Origin of the sequence: Kineosporia sp. NBRC 101731 (assembly GCF_030269305.1) — a bacterium.
Taxonomy (GTDB): Bacteria; Actinomycetota; Actinomycetes; order Actinomycetales; family Kineosporiaceae; genus Kineosporia.
In genome coordinates, this window is the sequence record NZ_BSTC01000003.1 from 384,729 (window position 1) to 402,700 (window position 17,972).

The window sequence follows — 17,972 nt, forward strand, 5'->3', positions numbered from 1 at the left end:
GCTGTCCCACTGACCGGGTGCGGTCGAGGCGCTCGGCCCGCGGGGGGTCGGCTGAGTGCATGAGACTCTCCCTTGAGTCCTAGTCAGTGAAACGATTCATCCTGCCTTCAGGCAGCTTAGCCAGGGTCTGACGGCCCTGGCAACGGTTTGGTGAGTTCAAGCCGCCGACCGGTGGGCCGGCCGGGGGGACGCACGACGATTCAGGAGGAACGCGCTGGTCGTGCGGCTGGGGCGGACCGGATCGGACCAGGTCGGACCAGGTCAGGGTCGGGTCGGGCCGGTTCGCCGGAGAGCATGGGCCGGTCGGCCGGGGGCGCCCGGCGGTGTCGTCACCGCCACCGGGAGCATTCCTGGGCGTGATCGGGAAATCCCTCACCGTCGGGTGGGAGAGGCGATCGATCTCCTGGGGCCGGTCTGGGAAACGACCACCGTTTCACATCCCGGCTACCCGGGTATTGCGATGCAGCGAGCGCAGTTTCGTCGCCGACACCGGGAAACAAAGGTCCGGATCGGTCTGGCTGGTGCAAAAAGTACGACATGAAACGTTGCAAACGGGTCGTCCCGATCACCGGGATCAAGGAAACAGCGGCAGGGGTCCGGGGGTCAGTCACCCCGGGGCGTGATGTGCAGGACGTCGGCACTACGTGGCATCGGCGGCCGGACGGCCTCATGCACCCCGGGAAGCGCCCGGATGTTGTTGAGCAGAGCCTGGAACTGATGCGGTTCGATACCGGCCTGGAGGTAGACCTGGAAGCGGCCGTTGTCCAGCGAGGCCACGTACTGCACCGGGATCCGGTGGTCGAGCAGGTGGCGGCGAAATTCCTCGGCGGTGGGCACGGTCGGCACTCCTTCGTGTGACCTGGGATGATCACCCTTAGTTCACCGTGCTGACCCCTGCCGTGGAAAGGCCCCGCGCCGGGGAACGCAACCGGCTGGTGAGGGAGTTCTGCGACACGGCCCCGCTCACCCGGTCCGGCACCTGCATCTCGGCAGCACGAGGGCGTGCCATCCGCGGGGTTGGCCATTGATCGGGCCGGGGAGCGGTGTTCCCCTGCTGGGAAATACCCCGCCACGGAAGGTACGAGAAACGACATGACGTCGACTGTTGCCGGAACCGGTCTGACCGAGCGGGTCGCCCGCACCCGTCACCTGCTGATGTGCTCGCCCGAGCACTTCACCGTCGAGTACTCGATCAATCCCTGGATGGACCTGGCCGTTCCCGTCGACCACGCACTGGCCCAGCGTCAGTGGGAACGGCTCCGGGGCGTCTACGAGGACCTGGGGCACCAGGTCGAGATCATGCCGGGCACGCCCGGGTTGCCCGACCTGGTCTTCACGGCGAACGCCGCGGTGGTGCACAACGGCCGGGCCCTGATCGCCCGTTTCACCCACGCGCAGCGCCAGCCGGAGAGCGCGGAGTACCTGCGGTGGTTCCAGGAGGCCGGATACTCGCCCGCCGTGATCGCCGCAGAGCAGAACGAGGGGGAGGGCGACGTGCTCACTGTCGGCCGGTACATGCTGGCGGCCGTGGGTTCTCGCACATCGCTGGCGGCTCACGACGAGCTCCGGGCCTTTTTCGGGCTACCGGTCATCCCGCTCGAGCTGGCCGACCCGCGCTTCTATCACCTGGACACCGCGCTCGCGGTGCTGGACGAGAGCACGGTGGCCTACTACCCGGGCGCTTTCACGCAGGCCAGTGCCGGGATCATCGAGCAGTTGTTCGCCGGGGCGATCCGGGCCAGTGAGGACGACGCGGTCGCCTTCGGCCTGAACGCGATGTCCGACGGGCTGAACGTGGTGATGTCTTCCCGGGCCACTGATCTCATGAAGCAGTACGAGGCCCGCGGGTTCAATCCGATCGGTGTCGACATGTCCGAGCTGATCAAGAGCGGGGGCAGCGCCAAGTGCTGCACCCTGGAACTGCGCTGAGAGCAGCCACCGAGCCAGGAAAAGGGCCGGACGATGTCGTCCGGCCCTTTTTCGGCTCGCTGGTCGCTGGTTCGCGTCCGGCCGTTACCGGCGAACGGAACGCCGCGAGTAGTACGGCGTGACCGCGGCGATGAGGACGGCCGCGACCGCGATCTGCAGGATGTGGCGAATCCAGTCGATGCCGTTGGTGCTTTCCACGCCCAGGGCGGTGGCGGCCACGTTACCGACGATGGCGCCGACGATGCCCAGCAGGATGGTCAGCCAGATGGGAATGCTCTGCCGGCCCGGCAGAACGATTCGCGCGATCACACCGACGATGAGGCCGGCAATGATGGCCCAGATGAACGTCATGATGTTGGGGCCTTTCGCTGGAGGGAGGTCCGCCGTTCTGCGGATGTTCCGACCGTAAGGGTGGATCTCCGACTCCGCATCAGGAAAAGATCTTCGCCGGGTCGGGTGAGGTGGCTGCCCATCGCCAGCGCGGTCCGGCGGGCCGTCCCGCGCCGCTGACGTCAGGCCCCGCTGACGTGGTCCGGCAGAGGGCTGAGAACCTCACGATCCTCGAAGGGCTCTTCGGCCGGCTCGGCCCGGACCGCGGCGATACCGGCCAGAATCAGGATTCCACCAGCTATCTGGATGCCGGTGAGCGCTTCTCCCAGCAGGATCCAGGCGAACAGCGCGGCGAAGGCCACCTCCAGCAGGCCGGCGAACGACGCGAGCCGGGATCCGAGCGCCTCGGAGGCCGTGATGCCCGCCGCGTAGGCGATGGCCGTGCTGAGGAGGGCGAGCAGGAGGAGCGGGACCCACCAGGGGGCGTGTGAGCCGAACATCGGCAGACTCCCGAACGTGGCCGTGAACGGGAGCAGGCCCCCGGCGCCCACCAGGGCGAGCACCAGGCCGCCGGTCAGGAGACCGGACGCCGCCAGCGCCACCGGGGGTAGTCCGTCACCGCCCCGGGCGGCGACGAGGAAGTAGGCGGCGCATCCGATCGCCGCGGCGAAGGCGAAGGCCAGACCTACCGGATCGACGGGCTGGAGGGCACCGGGGCCGATCACGAGGGTCAGGCCCGCCAGTGCCAGGATCGAGCCGAGCAGCACGGTCGGGCGGGGCATCCGGCGGGTGCGGGCCCAGGCCAGGCCGACCAGCAGCAGGGGCGCCAGGAACTCGATGAGGAGCGCGGTCGAGACCGGGATGGTCTGGATCGCCGCGAAGTAGGCGAGCTGGGTGCAGGCCACCCCGGCCACTCCCATGACCATGACCCGCCACCGGGCCTGCCAGAGGATGTGCCACCGGCCGCGCAGCATCGTCAGGGCGATCGGCAGGAGCAGGACCCCGCCCGCCAGGGCCCGGGCCGTCACAGCAGCGGTCGGCGACCAGCCTTCTGCCAGTAGCGGTTTCACCAAGGTGCCGGAAGTCCCGAAGGAGGCCGCCGCGATCACGGCGGCGGACAGGCCCGTGGATGTCGACGAGAGCTGCATATTTCTCCTCGGGTGGAGCGACCGCTCCTGTAAGGATCTAATAGCTTTATGCCCATGACGGTAGGTCGCTCGTCTGTAAGGAGTCAACTTGCATTTTGCCCCTGACACGGAGGAGTCGCTCGGGTTCATCGTCGACCTGGGCAACACCGATCCCGGTGCGTCCCGCAGTGGCGTCGACGAGATCGCCACCGTCGACGCTCTTGCTGCGCTTCTGGCCCGCTACCCCTACACCGGGCGGATCGACCATGACGAGGAGGAACTGCGCGGTGTACGGCAGACCCGGGACCTGTTGCGGCGGGTGTGGAGCCTGGACCGCGACGACGCCGTGATCGAGGTCAACCGGATGTTGCGGGAGGCCGAGGTGCTGCCGCAGCTGGCCCGGCACGGTGCGTCGGACTGGCACCTGCACGGCACCACGTCCGACACCCCGCTGCCTCAGCGCATGCGGGTGGAGGCGGCGTTGGCGTTCGTGGACGTGATCCGCAACGACGAGACGGGCCGGCTGCGGGTCTGTGCGGCGACCGACTGCACGGGCCTCCTGCTGGACCTGTCGCGCAACGGCTCCAAGCGCTTCTGCAGCGTGCGGTGCGGGAACCGGATGAACATGATCGCCTTCCGCGGCCGGCTGACCGCGGAAGGGGAGTGAGTCACCGGGCCAGGGCGGCCAGCGCCTCCTGGCCGCCGGGGACGCGGGCCGGCGGGGTGCCGTCCAGGTCCGGGGCGGTGGTCGAGACGAAGACGTGTTTGGCCAGGTGGTCGGAGAGCCCGACGTCGTGGGTTCCACCGTTCACCAGGGTGACGCCCGAGGGGCGCTGTCCGACCACCGTGACGGCGGTGCCGGGGATCAGGCCCTGCTCGAGCAGTTCGCCCAGAGCGGCCGGGTCGGCCTGGAGGGGTTCGCCGATCCAGGCGATCCAGGCGGGCGTGCTGTCGTCCGGTCGCGTCGCCCGGCGGGTGAGGTTCTCGACCTTGATGTCGGGAGCCGGGCTGTTCTCGCGGGTGATGGGGTTGCCGTAGGGGGAGTGACGAGGGTGCCCGAGGAGCCGGTCGATGAGGCCCTCGGTGTGGTCGCTCACGACGTGCTCCCAGCGGCAGGCCTCCACGTGCAGCAACGGCCACTCCAGCCCGACCACCTGGTGCAGGAAGACCTCGGTGAGCCGGTGCTTGCGCATGATGCTGCCGGCCGACGCACGCCCGGCGTCGGTCAGGACGATCTGCCGGTCGCTGCCCAGTTCGAGCAGCTGGTCACGGCGCAGGCGGTCGACGGTCTGGCTGACCGTGGGGCCGGACTGGGCGAAGCGCTCCACCAGCCGGGCGCGCAACGGAACGACGCCCTCCTCCTCGAGCTCGAGGACGGCTTTGAGATACATCTCGCTGGTGTCGATGAGGTCGTGGTCGTCCATCGGGGCACCCTTCTTCCCGAGTCGGTCTCTACCCGCGGCCCTCGCGCTGCGCGGCCTGCGGCGTGCCCTGAACATAGTCTCCAGATTTGAATGAATCAAATTTAGATGTCACGTTGGCGCCTGGGCTTGAGTTGCGGTCGTAACGTTACGAATGTTCTTCAAGGCTTTTCGGTGACTTTCTCCCGGATGTGCCCTCGCCGGAGATGTGAGGCCCTGGACACACTCCGGAAGGGGGCGATGTCGGTGCAGTGCCGGTGGGCCGTGGCCCGGTGTTCCGCTGGTCGCGAACGACCCGTGCCTCAGGTGCGGTGCTGGCGCCGAACGGTCCGTGGGTCTGTCCGACGTGGCGTCGTTCTGGCCTGAAGGCGCTCTCGTTGGATGTCCAAACGTCCTCTTGTGAAGCGATTACGGGTTCATCGGCCGGATTGGTGCGACCAGGGAGCGGTGGTCTGGAAACTCCTGCGCCCGGATCGGGTGAACGGCTGAATCTGCGAATCTTTGCCCGTCCCGGCGGGTTGGGTGAATCTCAGGTTTTCGGGGCCGAGGGCGTGGAACTTGAGTCCGGACGGCGTCTCGACCTGCCCGCTTTGTTGCCAGAACATACGATTCTCACGGGTAATTAATGAGGCCGCTCCCGGCGTTCACCCGACCGCTGGGGCGGAGAGGACGTCTGTTCCTCTACTCTTACTCCGCCGGAGGCCCGAGTCTGAGAGCTCCGGCTGGGCTTCTGGACGCCCGCCGCACCGCGCGGCGGACGGCACTGAGTCCCTTGGAGGACGTATGGCAACCGGAACCGTCAAATGGTTCAACGCCGAGAAGGGCTTCGGCTTCATCGAGCAGGACGGTGGGGGCGCGGACGTTTTCGCGCACTACTCCAACATCGCTGCCCAGGGCTTCCGTGAGCTCCAGGAAGGGCAGAAGGTCAGCTTCGACGTCACGCAGGGCCAGAAGGGCCCGCAGGCCGAGAACATCCAGCCCGTCTAATGCCTGGGCGACAGTCAGTCGCCACGGTGGGACACAGCACTGAGCCGGTGGGAGGCAGAATATTTTGTCACCCACCGGCTCAGCCGTTGCTGGCACGAAAGTGACGTCAGCCTCGTGCTCGCGGAGCACGGGTTCTCCGACGGGTACGCCAGTACCCGGAACGAAGAACATTTCCGCCGGTTCCTCACGTGGTATTGGCTGAGGCCTTCACCAGAGGATCTGACCGGGCCGACCGGTGGGCCTTGCCTCGATACGGCCCCGCCGACGGCGGGGACTGGACCTTCCCCCTAGGGCAAGGCGCAGGATGGCTCCGTGACCGCGACCATGACGATCGGGGACTTCTCCCGGGCGACGCGGCTGAGCGCGAAGGCGTTGCGCCTGTACCACCAGGCCGGCCTCCTCGAACCGGCTCGTGTCGACCCCCACAACGGGTACCGGCTCTACTCGGCCGACCAGATCTGCGATGCCCGCCTGATCCGGCATCTGCGGTCCCTGGAGATGCCGGTCGACGTCGTCCGTGACGTGCTCGGGGCTCCCTCCCGGGCCGGGCGGAATGCGATCATCGCCGCCCATCTGAGCGAGATGGAGGCGCGGCTGGAGCAGGTGCGCATGACGGTGGCGTCGTTGCGGAGCCTGCTCACCGGGCCTGAGGCTCCGATCGAGGTGACGCGACGCCGGGTGGCCGCTGAGCCGGCCGTCGTCGTCCGCGAGATCATCGATCTGGCCGATCTCAGTGACTGGTACATCGCTGCCACGGGTGAGCTGGAACAGGCGATCGCTGCCGGGCGGGTGCGGGCCACCGGGCCGATGGGTGGTCTCTGGGACAGCGAGCTGTTCCTCGACGAGCGGGGCGAGGCCGTGCTCTTCGTCCCTGTCGCCACGCTGCCGGAGCCAGAGCTCCCGGGCCGGCTCCGGGCAGAACTGATGCCGGCCGTGGAGCTGGCCGTTGCGGTTCACCGGGGTCCGGACGAGACGATCGGCGAGGTCCACGCGGCCTTGGGCGAGTACGTCGCCCGGCACGGGATCGCTGCTGACGGTCCGGTGCGCGAGTGGTACCTGGACACCTCCGACGAGGGAGTTACCGAGATCGGCTGGCCGATCTCGCCGCCGGATTGACCTTGCCCCGAGGGCAAGGTCGAGGCTCGGGTCACTCCCGAGAGAAAAGGAACGAGCCATGGACGCGGTCAGCACCTACCTCGACGCGATCGACGCCGGGAACAAACAATCCGTCATCGACATCTTCACTGCAGACGCCGTGGTCACCGACGACGGCACGACCTACCGGGGCCACGAGGAGATTCTCGGCTGGCTCGGTGGTGCCGCCAGTGAATGGACCACCACGTCCACCCGGCTCGGGATCGACCGCCAGGCCCGCACGGTCGTCGCCCTCCTGCGGGTAGAAGGCAACTTCCCGGGCGGAAGGGTCGATCTGCGCAGTGAGTTCGCTCTGGCGGACGACGGCCGGATCACTGCCCTGACCATCCGGGCGGTTGACGCCTCGGACCCGTTCGACGCCCACCGCTGAGGTATCCCTTCCACGTCGGCCGGTGCTGGGGCGCCTTCATCCCGGGCCTGGCGATCCGGTACCGGGGGAGCCTTGGCCGAGCCGTTCTACCCTTCACCGGATGGCCCCTCTCCCAGCAGCAGACCGTTCGTTCGTGACCGCCGCCGTGGTCCAGGCGTCCGCACCCCTCTTCGACACCCCGGTGGCGCTGGCGCGCGCCCAGGAACTCATCCGTGAGGCCGTGACCGACCGTGGGGCCGACGTGGTCGTGCTTCCGGAAGCGTTCCTCGGCGGGTATCCCAAAGGGCTGGACTTCGGTGTCACGGTCGGCAGCCGGACCCCGTCCGGCCGCGACCTGTTCCGGCGCTACCACGCGTCTGCCATCGAGGTTCCCGGCCCGGAGGTCGATGCGCTGGCCGCCCTCACCCGGGAACTCGGATGCCATGTCGTGGTCGGTGCGGTCGAGCGCCGGGGTGGCACGCTGTACTGCGTCGCGCTGTTCCTCGGCCCCGGCGGATATCTGGGCCTGCACCGGAAACTCATGCCCACCGCGGCCGAGCGCTATCTGTGGGGTCAGGGCGACGGGTCCACCATGCCGGTCGTCGACACCGGCACCGCCCGTCTGGGGGCGGCGATCTGCTGGGAGAACTACATGCCGCTCTTCCGCACGGCGATGTATGCCAAGGGCGTCGACCTGTGGTGCGCCCCGACCGTCGACGACCGTGAGGTCTGGCAGGCCACCATGCGGCACGTGGCCCTGGAGGGTCGCTGCTTCGTGCTCAGTGCGGCCCAGTACCTGCGCCGCGACGACCTGCCGGCCGATCTCCATCCCGTTCAGGGCGAGGCGCCGGACACGGTCCTGATCGGTGGTGGTTCGGTGATCGTCTCCCCGCTCGGCGAGGTCCTGGCCGGGCCCCTGCGCGACGGCGAGGGCATCCTCACCGCCGCGCTGGATCTGGACGACATTGCCCGGTCCCGATTCGATTTCGACAGCATCGGCCACTACGCCCGGCCCGACGTCTTCTCGCTCCACGTCGACGAGTCTGCACGCCCGGCGGTCGTCAGGAAGTGACGAGGCCGGCCGGGTGAGGCCTCCGGCGAACCGCCTCGAGTGTGTACACCTGGTACATCCGGTACCGGATGTACCAGGTGTACACAACGCAGCCGCTCCGGTTCGGGGTAGACCGCACCGGCCGGATCCGTCCCGCTCACACCCTCTGCCGCCGGGTTCACCGACGGTCGGCCGGCTTACTGGTACACCCGCACGTAATCGACGAGCATCTGCTGAGGAAGGCGGGTGGTGCTGTCCGGCGCGCCGGGCCACTCACCGCCCACGGCGTTGTTGAGGATCAGGTAGAACGGGTGGTCGTAGACCCAGGGGCCGCGCGTCTTCTCGACGGTTTCCTTGTCTGCGGTGAAGAATTCGCGGCCGTCGACGGAGAAGGTCATCTTCGTTGCGTCCCAGTCGACCGCGTAGACGTGGAAGTCATCGGCGAAGTCGCTGCCGGTCACGGTGTACGGCTGCCCGTACCCACCACCCCCGTAGTAGGCGGTCGCGTGCAACGTCGAGTAGGTCGCGTCCGGCACCTTGCCGACGTGTTCCATCACGTCGATCTCGCCCGAGCGGGGCCAGCCGACCTCCGGGAAGTTCGCTCCCAGCATCCAGAACGCCGGCCACAGGCCCTGCGTCCCGGACACCTTGATCCGGGCCTCGGCCCGGCCGTAGGTGAAGGTGAACGTGTTCAGGGTGTTGATCCGGCCCGAGGTGTACCGGCAGCCGGTGCACTCGGGCGGGGTCTCCTCCCGGGCCTCGATGGCGAGATTTCCGGAGCCGTCCATGGTCGCGTTCTTGTTGTCCGTGTAGTACTGCTGCTCGCCGTTCTGCCCGGTGCCTGGGTCGGACGTCCACCTGGCCGGATCGGGGGTAGAACCGGCCGTGCCGTCGAACTCGTCGGAGAACACCAGGTCGGTGGCCGGAAGTTCGATATCGGCAACAGGTTCCGGTGGTTTCACGGGGTCGCCACCGGTTCCGTAGACCTGGAGGTCCCACAGGGAGTAACCGTACCCGTTGGACCGGGCGGTGCCGTACATCCGCAGGTAGCGGCCCGTACCGTCCAGGCCGGTCAGGTCTTCCTGGTGGCCGGGGGCGGAGGTGGCCGAGTAGATCGGCTTCCAGTTCTGTCCGTCGTCCGAGATCTGGATCTGATAGTCCTTGGCGTAGGCGGCATCCCACTGGAGCACGACGCGATGGACCGTGGCGCTCGCGCCCAGGTCGATGGTGACCCAGCCCGGGTCGACCCAGCCTTCCGTGGAGCTCGTCGCCCAGCGCGTGGTCACGTCCTGATCAGTGACCTTGTCGGCGGTGCAGGCCGGGCAGGCGCCGTCGTCCTGGAAGGTGGAGGCGGTGGCGGGTTTCCGGTAGGACAGCAACACGTCCGCTGCTTCCGCCGCCTGGGCCTGCACCACCCCGGCGCCGGTCAGGACGGCCGCGACGGCACCCGCCACCAGAAGGCCTCTGTGCCGACGGTTCTGGATCTTGGACGCGCGGATCATGGGCATCTCCTTCGATGTCAGGGAACATCTCGGGTCGAGAAGCCGGACCCCGGCCCGGTGGCCGAGTCTGGTCGCCGCGCTCGATGGGGGTCAATGGGACTTATTGCCCACGGCCATCGCTTCCCGCATCTCGTTGCCGTCGAGGAAAGGCCTCTGACCGCTGTTAAGGGCGCCATGTCGCTGCGGCAGCGCGGCCATAACACGACCGGGTCGAGCATCGCTCTGCTTCGCTGTCCGGCCTATGGCCCTTTCGATGGAGATCCCTGTGCTCCTGTCCACGTCCCGCCCCCGGCGGAGGCTGCTCCTCGGGGCCACCGCCGTTCTCGGTCTGCTGTTGTCCTTCGTCGTGTTCACGTCGCTGACCTCGACCTCGCCGGCCCGCGCGGCCGGGGGCACGTTCCGGAACCCGGTGGGTACCGGGCCGGACCCGTTCATGACGTATTTCAACGGTAACTACTACCTGGCCATGACCGAGGGCGACTCGATCAAGATCCGCCGGTCCCCGAGCGCGGCCGGGCTGCTGCGGGCCACGCCGATCGAGGTGTGGCGTGACAGCAACACCTCCCGCAACAAGGATGTCTGGGCGCCGGAGTTCCACCAGGTGGGTGACCGCTGGTACCTCTACTACACGGCCGACGACGGGGTGGACGAGAACCACCGGCTGTACGTACTGGAGTCCGATGCCAATGACCCGGCGGGCTCCTATCACTTCAAGGCGAAGCTGACGCCGCCGAACCGGGACGTGTTCGCCATCGACCCGTCGCTGATGAAGCACAACGGCAAGCTGTACCTGTCCTGGAGCGGCACGAACCAGTACCAGCACAACGGCATCAACCTCGCCCCGCTGTCGAATCCGTGGACGGTCTCCGGCAACGCGGTCGCCATCAATGCCGGCGGCGACTGTGCCGAGGTGCGGGAGGGCCCGGCTTTTCTCTACCGCAACGGCCGCACCTGGATGACGTACTCGGTCTGCGACACCGGAAAGCCGGATTACAAACTGTGGATGACGAGCATCGCCGCCACGGCCGACCCCCTGGCGACGGCCAACTGGCAGCAGCACGACGGTGCCGTGTTCTCCCGATCGGACGCCCGGGGCGTGTTCAGCCCGGGGCACCACAGTTTCTTCACCAGCCCGGACGGCACCCAGGACTGGATCGTTTACCTGGCCAAGACCACCAGCGTGAACACCTACTCCGACCGCACCAGCCGGATCCAGCGGATCAGCTGGAACAGCGACGGCAGCCCGAACCTCGGTGAGCCGCTGGCCATCGGCGCCTCCCAGGAGCTGCCCGCCGGAGATCCAGGACCGTCAACCGGGTGGATCAATGACGACGGACGGTCCAGCGGCGTCGGATCACTCGCCTACAGCGGCACGTGGAGTACCGGAACCACCTGTGCCGCGCAGTGTTTCTGGGGAGACGATCACTGGAGCGGCGCTGCCGGGGCCACGGCGACGTTCACCTTCACCGGCACTCAGCTGGCCCTGCTGTCGGTACGGGACGTCGGCAACGGCATCGCGGCCATCAGCATCGACGGTCAGGCCGAGAAGCGTGTCGACTTCTACCCGTCCAACCGGATCCGGGTCGGGGAGTGGATGAACTACCTCTCGCCGAAGCTGAGCAGCGGCACCCACACCGTGAAGGTGCGCGTGACCGGGGACAAGAACGCCGCCTCCGACGGGACGACGATCAGTATCGACCGGGCTGAGGTCTGGACGAATTGAGCCCGGGTCCGGACGAATTGAGCTCGGGTCTGGATGGGCTGGGTCGAGGCTCGACGAACTGGGCCGAGGCTCGACGAATTGAGCCGATGCCTGGATGGGTTGAGCTGATGCCTGAACGTGCTGAGGCCTGAACGTGCTGAGGCCTGAATGAGCTGGGCGGAGATGCCAGACCGGTCTTGCCGACCGGCCGGGCATCTCCGGCGTGGGAACAAGGGCTCTGGACTCTCATCGCACCGGTGCATTCGGTGGGGCGAGGGGATCAGGCGGTGGGGTGGAGCAGGTCTTCGAGGCCGATGCGGGTGAGGAACTGCGCGCGGATGTGGTCGGCAAGGACGCTGACGGTCTCGGAGCCGTCGTTCGAGGGGTCGACATGGACGCGGAACGGGCGCTCGCCGTGTTCGGCCGCGACCACGTCGACGATGGCGTCGGCGACCTGGGAGACATCGGCGTCGGCCGGGGCCAGGTCGGCCAGGCGCTGGGAGACCTGGTTCATCAGGCCTGCGTAGTGCTCTTCATAGGCAGGGACGACGCTCTGGTCGCCGGGGTGGCCACCAGTGGCGAAGTGGTTGGTGCCACTGGTGAAGGCTCCCGGGACGACGATCGATGTCTCGATGTTGAAGCGGGCCAGTTCGGCGGCGTAGGAGACGGCCAGGGCATCCATGGCTGCTTTGGCCGCGAAGTACGGGGCCAGGTAGGGCGGGGTACCGCCCCTGGTGGAGGTCGATCCCACCCACAGCACCAGGCCTTTGCGCTGAGAACGCAGGTGGGGCAGCGCGGCCCGGTTGACGCGCTGGGTGCCCAGCACGTTGGTGTCGTAGACCGCGATCATCTCGTCGGGGGTGAACGCCTCGGTGGGCCCGGTGACCATGTGGCCGGCGTTGTGAATGACCACGTCGAGCCGTCCGGCCTCGGACAGGACGGTGGCGATCGCGGCGTCTGCCGATTCCTGCGAGAGCACGTCGAGTTCGACCGTGCGCAGGTCGACGTTGTGCCCGGTGGCGTAGGCCCGGGCCTCGGTGACCCGCTCGGCGTTGCGCGTGGTGGTGTTGCGCATGGCCGCGTAGACGGTGTGGCCGGCGTCGGCCAGGGCCCGGGCGGTCAGCGCGCCGAAACCGGAACCCGCGCCGGTGATGAGGATGGTGCTGCTCATGGTGGGTCCTCCTGAGATCTGCGGAGGCGTGGAAAGGTGCACACCACGCCTGCCGTATCCACGTTACTGCCGTGGAGATTCGGTGATACGTGAACCGTAGCACGACCGCAATTCGTTGATATAGTTCTTGCGTATCGCCGATTCGGGAGGGGGCGGTGGGTCGTGGCATGGCCGGGAGAGGGCTTGCGGGGTGGCGACTACGCGCTGTTAACGGGGATATGTCGCTCCGGCAGCATGCCCATAACGCGGTTCGGTCGAGCATCGCGGTCCGGCCCACCGGATTCGGGCAGTGCCGACCACATCGCGAAAGGTGCGCGTCATCAGGGAAAAGAACGCCGCGTCCGGCAATGCCACGGATCGGTATCGCCGGCATCGAGGTCCGGGCGGGCCGAATCGGGCATACCCTGGCGTACCCGGGCGGGCGCCGGGGGCATGAGCAGGACAGGGACCAGGATGGCAACACGAGCAGCGGCAGGCCAGGCGGCAGGCCAGGCGGCGGCTGACCGGGCGGCGGCAGGCCAGGCGGCAGCGGCCCAGTCCGCATCAGACCAGGCAGCGGCGACCGAGTCAGCGGCGACCAGGGCAATGGCGACACGGGCGATGGTCACACCAGCGGCACGGGGCGATCGGGTCACGTCGGGTGAGGCTCCCGACCGGTCCATTGATCAGGAAGACGCGCAGAGTGGTGGCCGGGGGTGGCGTCCTTACAGGTGGACGCCGGCCGGCATCGCCGAGCGTCCGGAACTGATCCGGCGGTTGCGGATCTCGCGGGCCGCAGCACTCTGGACGGCACTGGCCGGGATTGTGCTGGTGGCCTTGCTCTGGCCGGAGATGCGTTCGCCGGTGCGGGGTTTTGTGAAGATCTACGGGTTGTTCATTGTCGGGTTCCTGATCGCTGTCACCCGCACGATGCGATGGATCACGGCAGCGCGCATGTTCGCGCTCGCGCTGCTCTGGTCGCTGGCGGCCGTGGTGGCGCTGCTCGTGCTGTTCCCGGACGGTCCGGCCACCTCGACGACCGCTCTGGCGGAGGAATCGCTGAAACTTGCGCCCGTGGCCGCGATGGCTCTCGCGGTGCCCCGGCGGGCGCGGCAGTTCTCGGTGAGCGACTGGCTGCTTCTGGGTTTTACCGCCGGGCTCGCGTTCCAGGCGGTGCGTGAGATGGCGCACGAGGTGTCCGGGGCGGACGGCCAGGGCACTCAGTTCGTGTCCACGGCGATCGTCACGGCCGCGGTCGGGACGGCGATCGTGGTGTGGCGCCGGGCCGCGGTCAGCTCCGGTGCGGGCGCGGTGGCGCTGCGCGGTATCGCGCTCGCCGCGCCGGTTCTGGTGGGGTGGTTGGCGGTATCCGGCCGCATGGTGGGCGTTCCGGCCGGCGCGACGGCGTCGGTTCCGCTCCCGCTGCGGTGGGGTCAGCAGGTGGTCGAGGCCCTGCCTCTGCACGAGAGTCTTCCGCCGGCGGCGCTGCTGGCCGCGGTACTGGTGCTCGTCCTGCTGGTCGACGCCCGGCATTTGCTGGCCGTTGACGCCCGGCGCGGCGACCTGACCATCCTGCCCGTGCCCTGGCTGGCCGTCTGGTGGACCCACGCGTGGTCGTCCCGTCTGGTCTTCGAGAGCCGCCCGGATTCCGCCGACCAGGATGCGGATGGTGCGGACGCGTCGAAGGGTGACGCCGATCCCGGGCGGAGTGGTGCCGGGGTGAGTGGTGCCGGGGTGAGCGGCGCTGGGGTGAGTGGTGCCGGGGGCGGCGAGTTCTGGGCCGGCGACTCCGGGGGGAATGGCGGAGGGCGCCGGATGTCCCGGGCTGCGTCTCGGAAGAGGGGCGTCTCGCGGAGTTCGGGAGGTGAGGTTCTGGGGGTGGCGGGCCGGGCGGTTGCCGAGGTCTGGCGCACGCTGGTGGTCGCCGCCTGTGCACTGGTGGCCTATGCGTCGCGGGACCGGGTGGTGGTCCTGGCCGCGCACGCCGGCGCGACGGGGGAGTCCCGGCTGACCCGACTGGTGCGGGGCCGGGCCGGGGCGGAGATGGTGCGTCACGCGCGCCGGGAGGCGTTCACCACCCAGGCCGGTCCCGGTGGATCGCGGGCCGTTCCCGGCTGGCGGGTGTGTGCTGCGGTACTGCTGATGATGCTGCTGGCCGGGGCGTGGCTGGCCGGAGGGTGGCCGCCCGGACCGGACGGCGGGGGGTCAGCAGGTGATCTCGGGGGCTGGTGGTCCGGGCTGACGGTGTGGCAGCAGCTGATGGTGATCGGCGGGTTGATCGCGCTGGCCGGGCTGTCGGCCGGGTCGCTCGGGCAGGCTTTCGGAGTGTCCGGGGCCGCGCCGTACCTGGCCTCGCACGGGCGCGGTGCTGCCACCTTCGTGCGCGATCCGCGGTCGGCGGTGCGGGCCTATCTGTCCCGGGTGACGCCGGGGGCGTTGCTCACCGACGGCGCCGAGCTCGCGCTGACGTTCGTCCCGGTCAATTTCGGCGGCGCTGTGCAGAACCGGGCGGTGCGCCTGACGGCCGAGGACTATCTGCACGCCTTCGATCTGGGCGGGGTCTCGGACTTCCTGGCCAAGGCCGAGGACTTCTCCGAGCTGGCCGCCCGGGCGATGCCCGAACACGGCTATCACGACGTGATCATCCAGGGCATGTCCACGGGGCTCGGGTTCAGCCACCGGGCCCTGGCCCGGCTGATCCTCAACGACGCGAACTACGGCGGCGGCCCGGTCCGGCTGGTCTCGGGCTCGGTCGGCGGGGTCGGGGCGGCCACGGCGCAGAACCTGGCGGACAAGCTCGGTGTCGAGGTGCTGGCACCTTCCGGCACGGTCTTCGCCTTCCGTTCGGGCCGGCTGGTGGTCGGGCCCTCACCGCTGACGATGTCGGGACGATGGATCCCCTTCCGGCCGGGAGCCTCACGATGAACATCAGCAGAGCCGGGTTCTTCCGGGAACTTCCGCACGGCGACCCGGACGGCGAGAGCCTGCGCGAGGCCGTGGAACGTGACACGGACCAGGACACCGCGAAGCTCCTGCGCTATCTGGAGGGAAACGTCGTCCTGGCGGCGACGGCGGCCCTGGTCGACGATGTGCTCGACCCCACCGCCCGGGCCGTGGCCCCGCTCGAACTGGTCACCGACGGAGCCTGGGTCTGGCCCCGCGACCTGGCCTACTACGTCGAGAAGTACGACGCCGCGGTGCCGGCTACGTTCATCCTGCACCTGGAGCTGCGCAACTGGGTCCAGCCGCACCTCGACGAGAACGAGCTGCGGCAGGTGGAGGAGGCCTTCCTGGGACCCGATCACTGAGGACGGCCGGAATCCGGTCGGCCTCGGCCGAATGAGATCAGAGCGTCCAGCAACGACGAGGACGCCGAACTCACCGTCGGAGGGCAGAGCGGGGACGCGGCGCTGGCGGCGGAGACGGTCGTGGAGGTTCCACCGTCACTCTTTCACCGACCCGAAAAAGCCAGTCAGATCGTCCGCAAGCAGTGCCGGCTCTTCGTGCGGGGCGAAGTGACCGCCGCGCGGCATGACCGTGTAACGGGTCAGGTGGTAGGTGCGCTCCACCCAGCTACGCGGCGGCGGGGCGCCGAGATCACCCGGGAAAACAGCCACCGCAGTAGGAACCTCAACACGTAGCGGATGTGCTCCGGAGACTTGGGCGCTCTCGTAGTAAGGCCGGAACGAGGTCGATATCGTGTCGGTGAACCAGTACAGCGAGGCCTGGGTGAGCAGGAAGTCGTCGCTGAACCGGCTGGAGATCTCACCGCCGCAGTCGCTCCAGGCCCGGTACTTCTCCAGGATCCAGGCGAGCAGGCCCGAGGGGGAATCGCCCAGCCCCTGGGCCAGGGTGAGCGGACGGGTGCGCTGCTGGTGGTTGTAGGCGCCCTCCTGCGCGTGCCAGGTCGCGATCGCCTCCAGGTAGGTCTGCTCTTCGGGAGTGAGGTTGTCGCGGGGAGTGGTGTCGACGCTCAGCAGGTGAATGCCGACCACCGCCTCGGGATGGGCCTGGCCGAGCCGGCCGGTGACGCCCGCGCCGAGGTCGCCGCCGTGCGCGCCGTACCGCTCGAAACCCAGCTCGTCATGCATGAGCCGGTGCCACAGCTCGTGCGTGGGCAGGCTCCCGCCCGGGCGCTGGGGCGAGAAGGTGAAACCGGGCAGCGACGGCACGATCACCGTGAAGGCGTCCTGAGGGCCGCCACCGAACCGTGAGGGCAACGAAAGTCGTTGTGCCAGTTCGATCATCTCGAAGAATGTGCTCGGCCAGCCGTTGGTGAGCACCAGCGGCAGGGTGCCCTCCCGCTCCGCGTCGAAACGCAGGTAGTGCACGGGGGTGCCGTCAATATCGGCGAACCGGTGCGGTAGCTCGTTGATGGAGGCCTCGTGCCGGCGCCAGTCGTAGCCGTCGGCCCAGTACTCCACCAGGCGCCGCACCTCGTCGACGTCGGTGCCCGCCTCCCACGCATCCACCGGGAGGGATGTGGCCCACCGGGTCTTCCGCAGGCGCGCTCGCAGGTCGTCGAGCTCCGAGGAGCTCACTGCGAGCACGGGACGGACATCGGTCGGGGTCTTCTTCGTCATCGACACCACTTAAACGTAAAGCCGGTGTCGTGAGCACGCAACACCGCTATGGACTTAAGCTGGTGTCGTGAATCTGGTAATGGTCGAGCAGTTCCTCAACACGCTCGACGAGAGAACCTTCAGCCGGCACGGCGAGAACCATTTCGCCGCCGATGAGCTCACCTCGGTCGATGCGCTCGCGGCCTGGCTGGAGGCGCACGGCCTACCCTCGCCGGAACTGAGCGATTCCAGCCTGGCCACAGCCCTCACGCTGAGGGCGGCCCTGCGGGAGGTGGTCGCCGGTGACGCCCCGACGGTCGGGCTCCTGGGATTTCCCCTGCGGATGGCCCCCGACGAGAGCGGAGAGTTGCGTCTCGTCGCGGACAGTGGCGTCGCTGGTCTCGACGTGATCATCGAGACCGTCGCGGTGGCGGTGGCCTCAGGGAGATGGAGCCGTCTGAAACTGTGCGCCTCGACAGACTGCCACTGGGCCTTCTACGACACCTCACGCAGTGGCGGCGGCCGCTGGTGCTCGATGGAAGTGTGCGGCAATCGGCACAAGACGAGGACATATCGCAGGCGCCGGGCGGAGTAGGCGCGCGGGGGTGTTGTGGTGTGTGATGATTTCCCGACGTTCGTGCAGAGATTCGCGAACGTCGATGACGACGATGATGACCTGCAGAGAGCTATCGATGCAGTCCCGTAGT

Annotated in this window: 17 protein-coding genes; 10 read left to right on the plus strand and 7 right to left on the minus strand. The window is 68.4% G+C overall.

Annotated features, from left to right (window positions below; all coding sequences use genetic code 11):
• Window positions 1-603: 603 nt before the first annotated feature.
• A complete protein-coding gene (locus QSK05_RS11635; protein WP_285596991.1) occupies window positions 604-837 on the minus strand; it encodes a hypothetical protein in 234 nt (77 codons plus the stop codon).
• 255 nt (window positions 838-1,092) lie between these two features.
• Between QSK05_RS11635 and ddaH the strand changes: the two genes are divergently transcribed.
• Window positions 1,093-1,929, plus strand: a complete 837-nt coding sequence (gene ddaH / locus QSK05_RS11640; RefSeq protein ID WP_285596993.1) for a dimethylargininase — start codon at window positions 1,093-1,095, stop codon at window positions 1,927-1,929.
• Window positions 1,930-2,013: 84 nt separating this feature from the next.
• On the opposite strand, the gene QSK05_RS11645 is transcribed toward ddaH, so the two are convergent.
• Window positions 2,014-2,280 carry a GlsB/YeaQ/YmgE family stress response membrane protein gene (locus QSK05_RS11645; protein ID WP_285596994.1) on the minus strand — a complete coding sequence of 89 codons (267 nt, stop codon included), beginning with the start codon at window positions 2,278-2,280 and terminating at the stop codon, window positions 2,014-2,016.
• A 161-nt stretch (window positions 2,281-2,441) separates the two neighbouring features.
• Window positions 2,442-3,407: an EamA family transporter gene (locus QSK05_RS11650; RefSeq protein ID WP_285596997.1), complete on the minus strand. Its 966-nt coding sequence runs from the start codon at window positions 3,405-3,407 to the stop codon at window positions 2,442-2,444.
• A gap of 88 nt (window positions 3,408-3,495) precedes the next feature.
• On the opposite strand from QSK05_RS11650, the gene QSK05_RS11655 reads away from it, so the two are divergent.
• Window positions 3,496-4,053: a CGNR zinc finger domain-containing protein gene (locus QSK05_RS11655; RefSeq protein WP_285596999.1), complete on the plus strand. Its 558-nt coding sequence runs from the start codon at window positions 3,496-3,498 to the stop codon at window positions 4,051-4,053.
• 1 nt (window position 4,054) lies between these two features.
• Here QSK05_RS11655 and QSK05_RS11660 read toward each other — a convergent pair whose 3' ends face one another.
• Window positions 4,055-4,810 (minus strand): metal-dependent transcriptional regulator, encoded by a 756-nt coding sequence (locus tag QSK05_RS11660; RefSeq protein WP_285597001.1) that lies wholly within the window; start codon window positions 4,808-4,810, stop codon window positions 4,055-4,057.
• A gap of 780 nt (window positions 4,811-5,590) precedes the next feature.
• Here QSK05_RS11660 and QSK05_RS11665 point away from each other — a divergent pair.
• From QSK05_RS11665 to QSK05_RS11680, 4 genes are all read left to right on the plus strand, one after another.
• Window positions 5,591-5,794, plus strand: coding sequence for a cold-shock protein (locus tag QSK05_RS11665; protein WP_231487958.1), 204 nt, complete (start codon window positions 5,591-5,593; stop codon window positions 5,792-5,794).
• Window positions 5,795-6,106: 312 nt separating this feature from the next.
• Entirely contained in the window at window positions 6,107-6,910 is an 804-nt protein-coding gene (locus tag QSK05_RS11670; RefSeq protein ID WP_285597010.1) for a MerR family transcriptional regulator, read from the plus strand.
• Window positions 6,911-6,968: 58 nt separating this feature from the next.
• Entirely contained in the window at window positions 6,969-7,319 is a 351-nt protein-coding gene (locus QSK05_RS11675; protein ID WP_285597011.1) for a nuclear transport factor 2 family protein, read from the plus strand.
• 100 nt (window positions 7,320-7,419) lie between these two features.
• A complete protein-coding gene (locus QSK05_RS11680; RefSeq protein ID WP_285597013.1) occupies window positions 7,420-8,370 on the plus strand; it encodes a nitrilase-related carbon-nitrogen hydrolase in 951 nt (316 codons plus the stop codon).
• 176 nt (window positions 8,371-8,546) lie between these two features.
• Here QSK05_RS11680 and QSK05_RS11685 read toward each other — a convergent pair whose 3' ends face one another.
• Window positions 8,547-9,851, minus strand: a complete 1,305-nt coding sequence (locus QSK05_RS11685; RefSeq protein ID WP_285597015.1) for a family 16 glycosylhydrolase — start codon at window positions 9,849-9,851, stop codon at window positions 8,547-8,549.
• A 253-nt stretch (window positions 9,852-10,104) separates the two neighbouring features.
• Here QSK05_RS11685 and QSK05_RS11690 point away from each other — a divergent pair, with 253 nt between their 5' ends.
• Window positions 10,105-11,574 carry a glycoside hydrolase family 43 protein gene (locus QSK05_RS11690; protein ID WP_285597017.1) on the plus strand — a complete coding sequence of 490 codons (1,470 nt, stop codon included), beginning with the start codon at window positions 10,105-10,107 and terminating at the stop codon, window positions 11,572-11,574.
• A gap of 259 nt (window positions 11,575-11,833) precedes the next feature.
• Here QSK05_RS11690 and QSK05_RS11695 read toward each other — a convergent pair whose 3' ends face one another.
• Window positions 11,834-12,724 carry an SDR family oxidoreductase gene (locus tag QSK05_RS11695; RefSeq protein ID WP_285597019.1) on the minus strand — a complete coding sequence of 297 codons (891 nt, stop codon included), beginning with the start codon at window positions 12,722-12,724 and terminating at the stop codon, window positions 11,834-11,836.
• 600 nt (window positions 12,725-13,324) lie between these two features.
• Here QSK05_RS11695 and QSK05_RS11700 point away from each other — a divergent pair.
• Both QSK05_RS11700 and QSK05_RS11705 read left to right on the plus strand, forming a co-directional pair.
• Window positions 13,325-15,628, plus strand: coding sequence for a DUF8616 domain-containing protein (locus QSK05_RS11700; RefSeq protein ID WP_285597021.1), 2,304 nt, complete (start codon window positions 13,325-13,327; stop codon window positions 15,626-15,628).
• Window positions 15,625-16,011, plus strand: coding sequence for a hypothetical protein (locus QSK05_RS11705; protein WP_285597023.1), 387 nt, complete (start codon window positions 15,625-15,627; stop codon window positions 16,009-16,011). Before QSK05_RS11700 ends, QSK05_RS11705 begins: the two co-directional genes overlap by 4 nt.
• A 135-nt stretch (window positions 16,012-16,146) precedes the next feature.
• On the opposite strand, the gene QSK05_RS11710 is transcribed toward QSK05_RS11705, so the two are convergent.
• The gene (locus QSK05_RS11710) at window positions 16,147-17,286 is read right to left on the minus strand and encodes an epoxide hydrolase family protein (RefSeq protein ID WP_285597026.1); all 1,140 of its coding nucleotides are present in this window, start codon (window positions 17,284-17,286) and stop codon (window positions 16,147-16,149) included.
• Window positions 17,287-17,353: 67 nt separating this feature from the next.
• Here QSK05_RS11710 and QSK05_RS11715 point away from each other — a divergent pair, with 67 nt between their 5' ends.
• Window positions 17,354-17,860: a CGNR zinc finger domain-containing protein gene (locus tag QSK05_RS11715; RefSeq protein ID WP_285597028.1), complete on the plus strand. Its 507-nt coding sequence runs from the start codon at window positions 17,354-17,356 to the stop codon at window positions 17,858-17,860.
• Window positions 17,861-17,972: the final 112 nt, after the last annotated feature.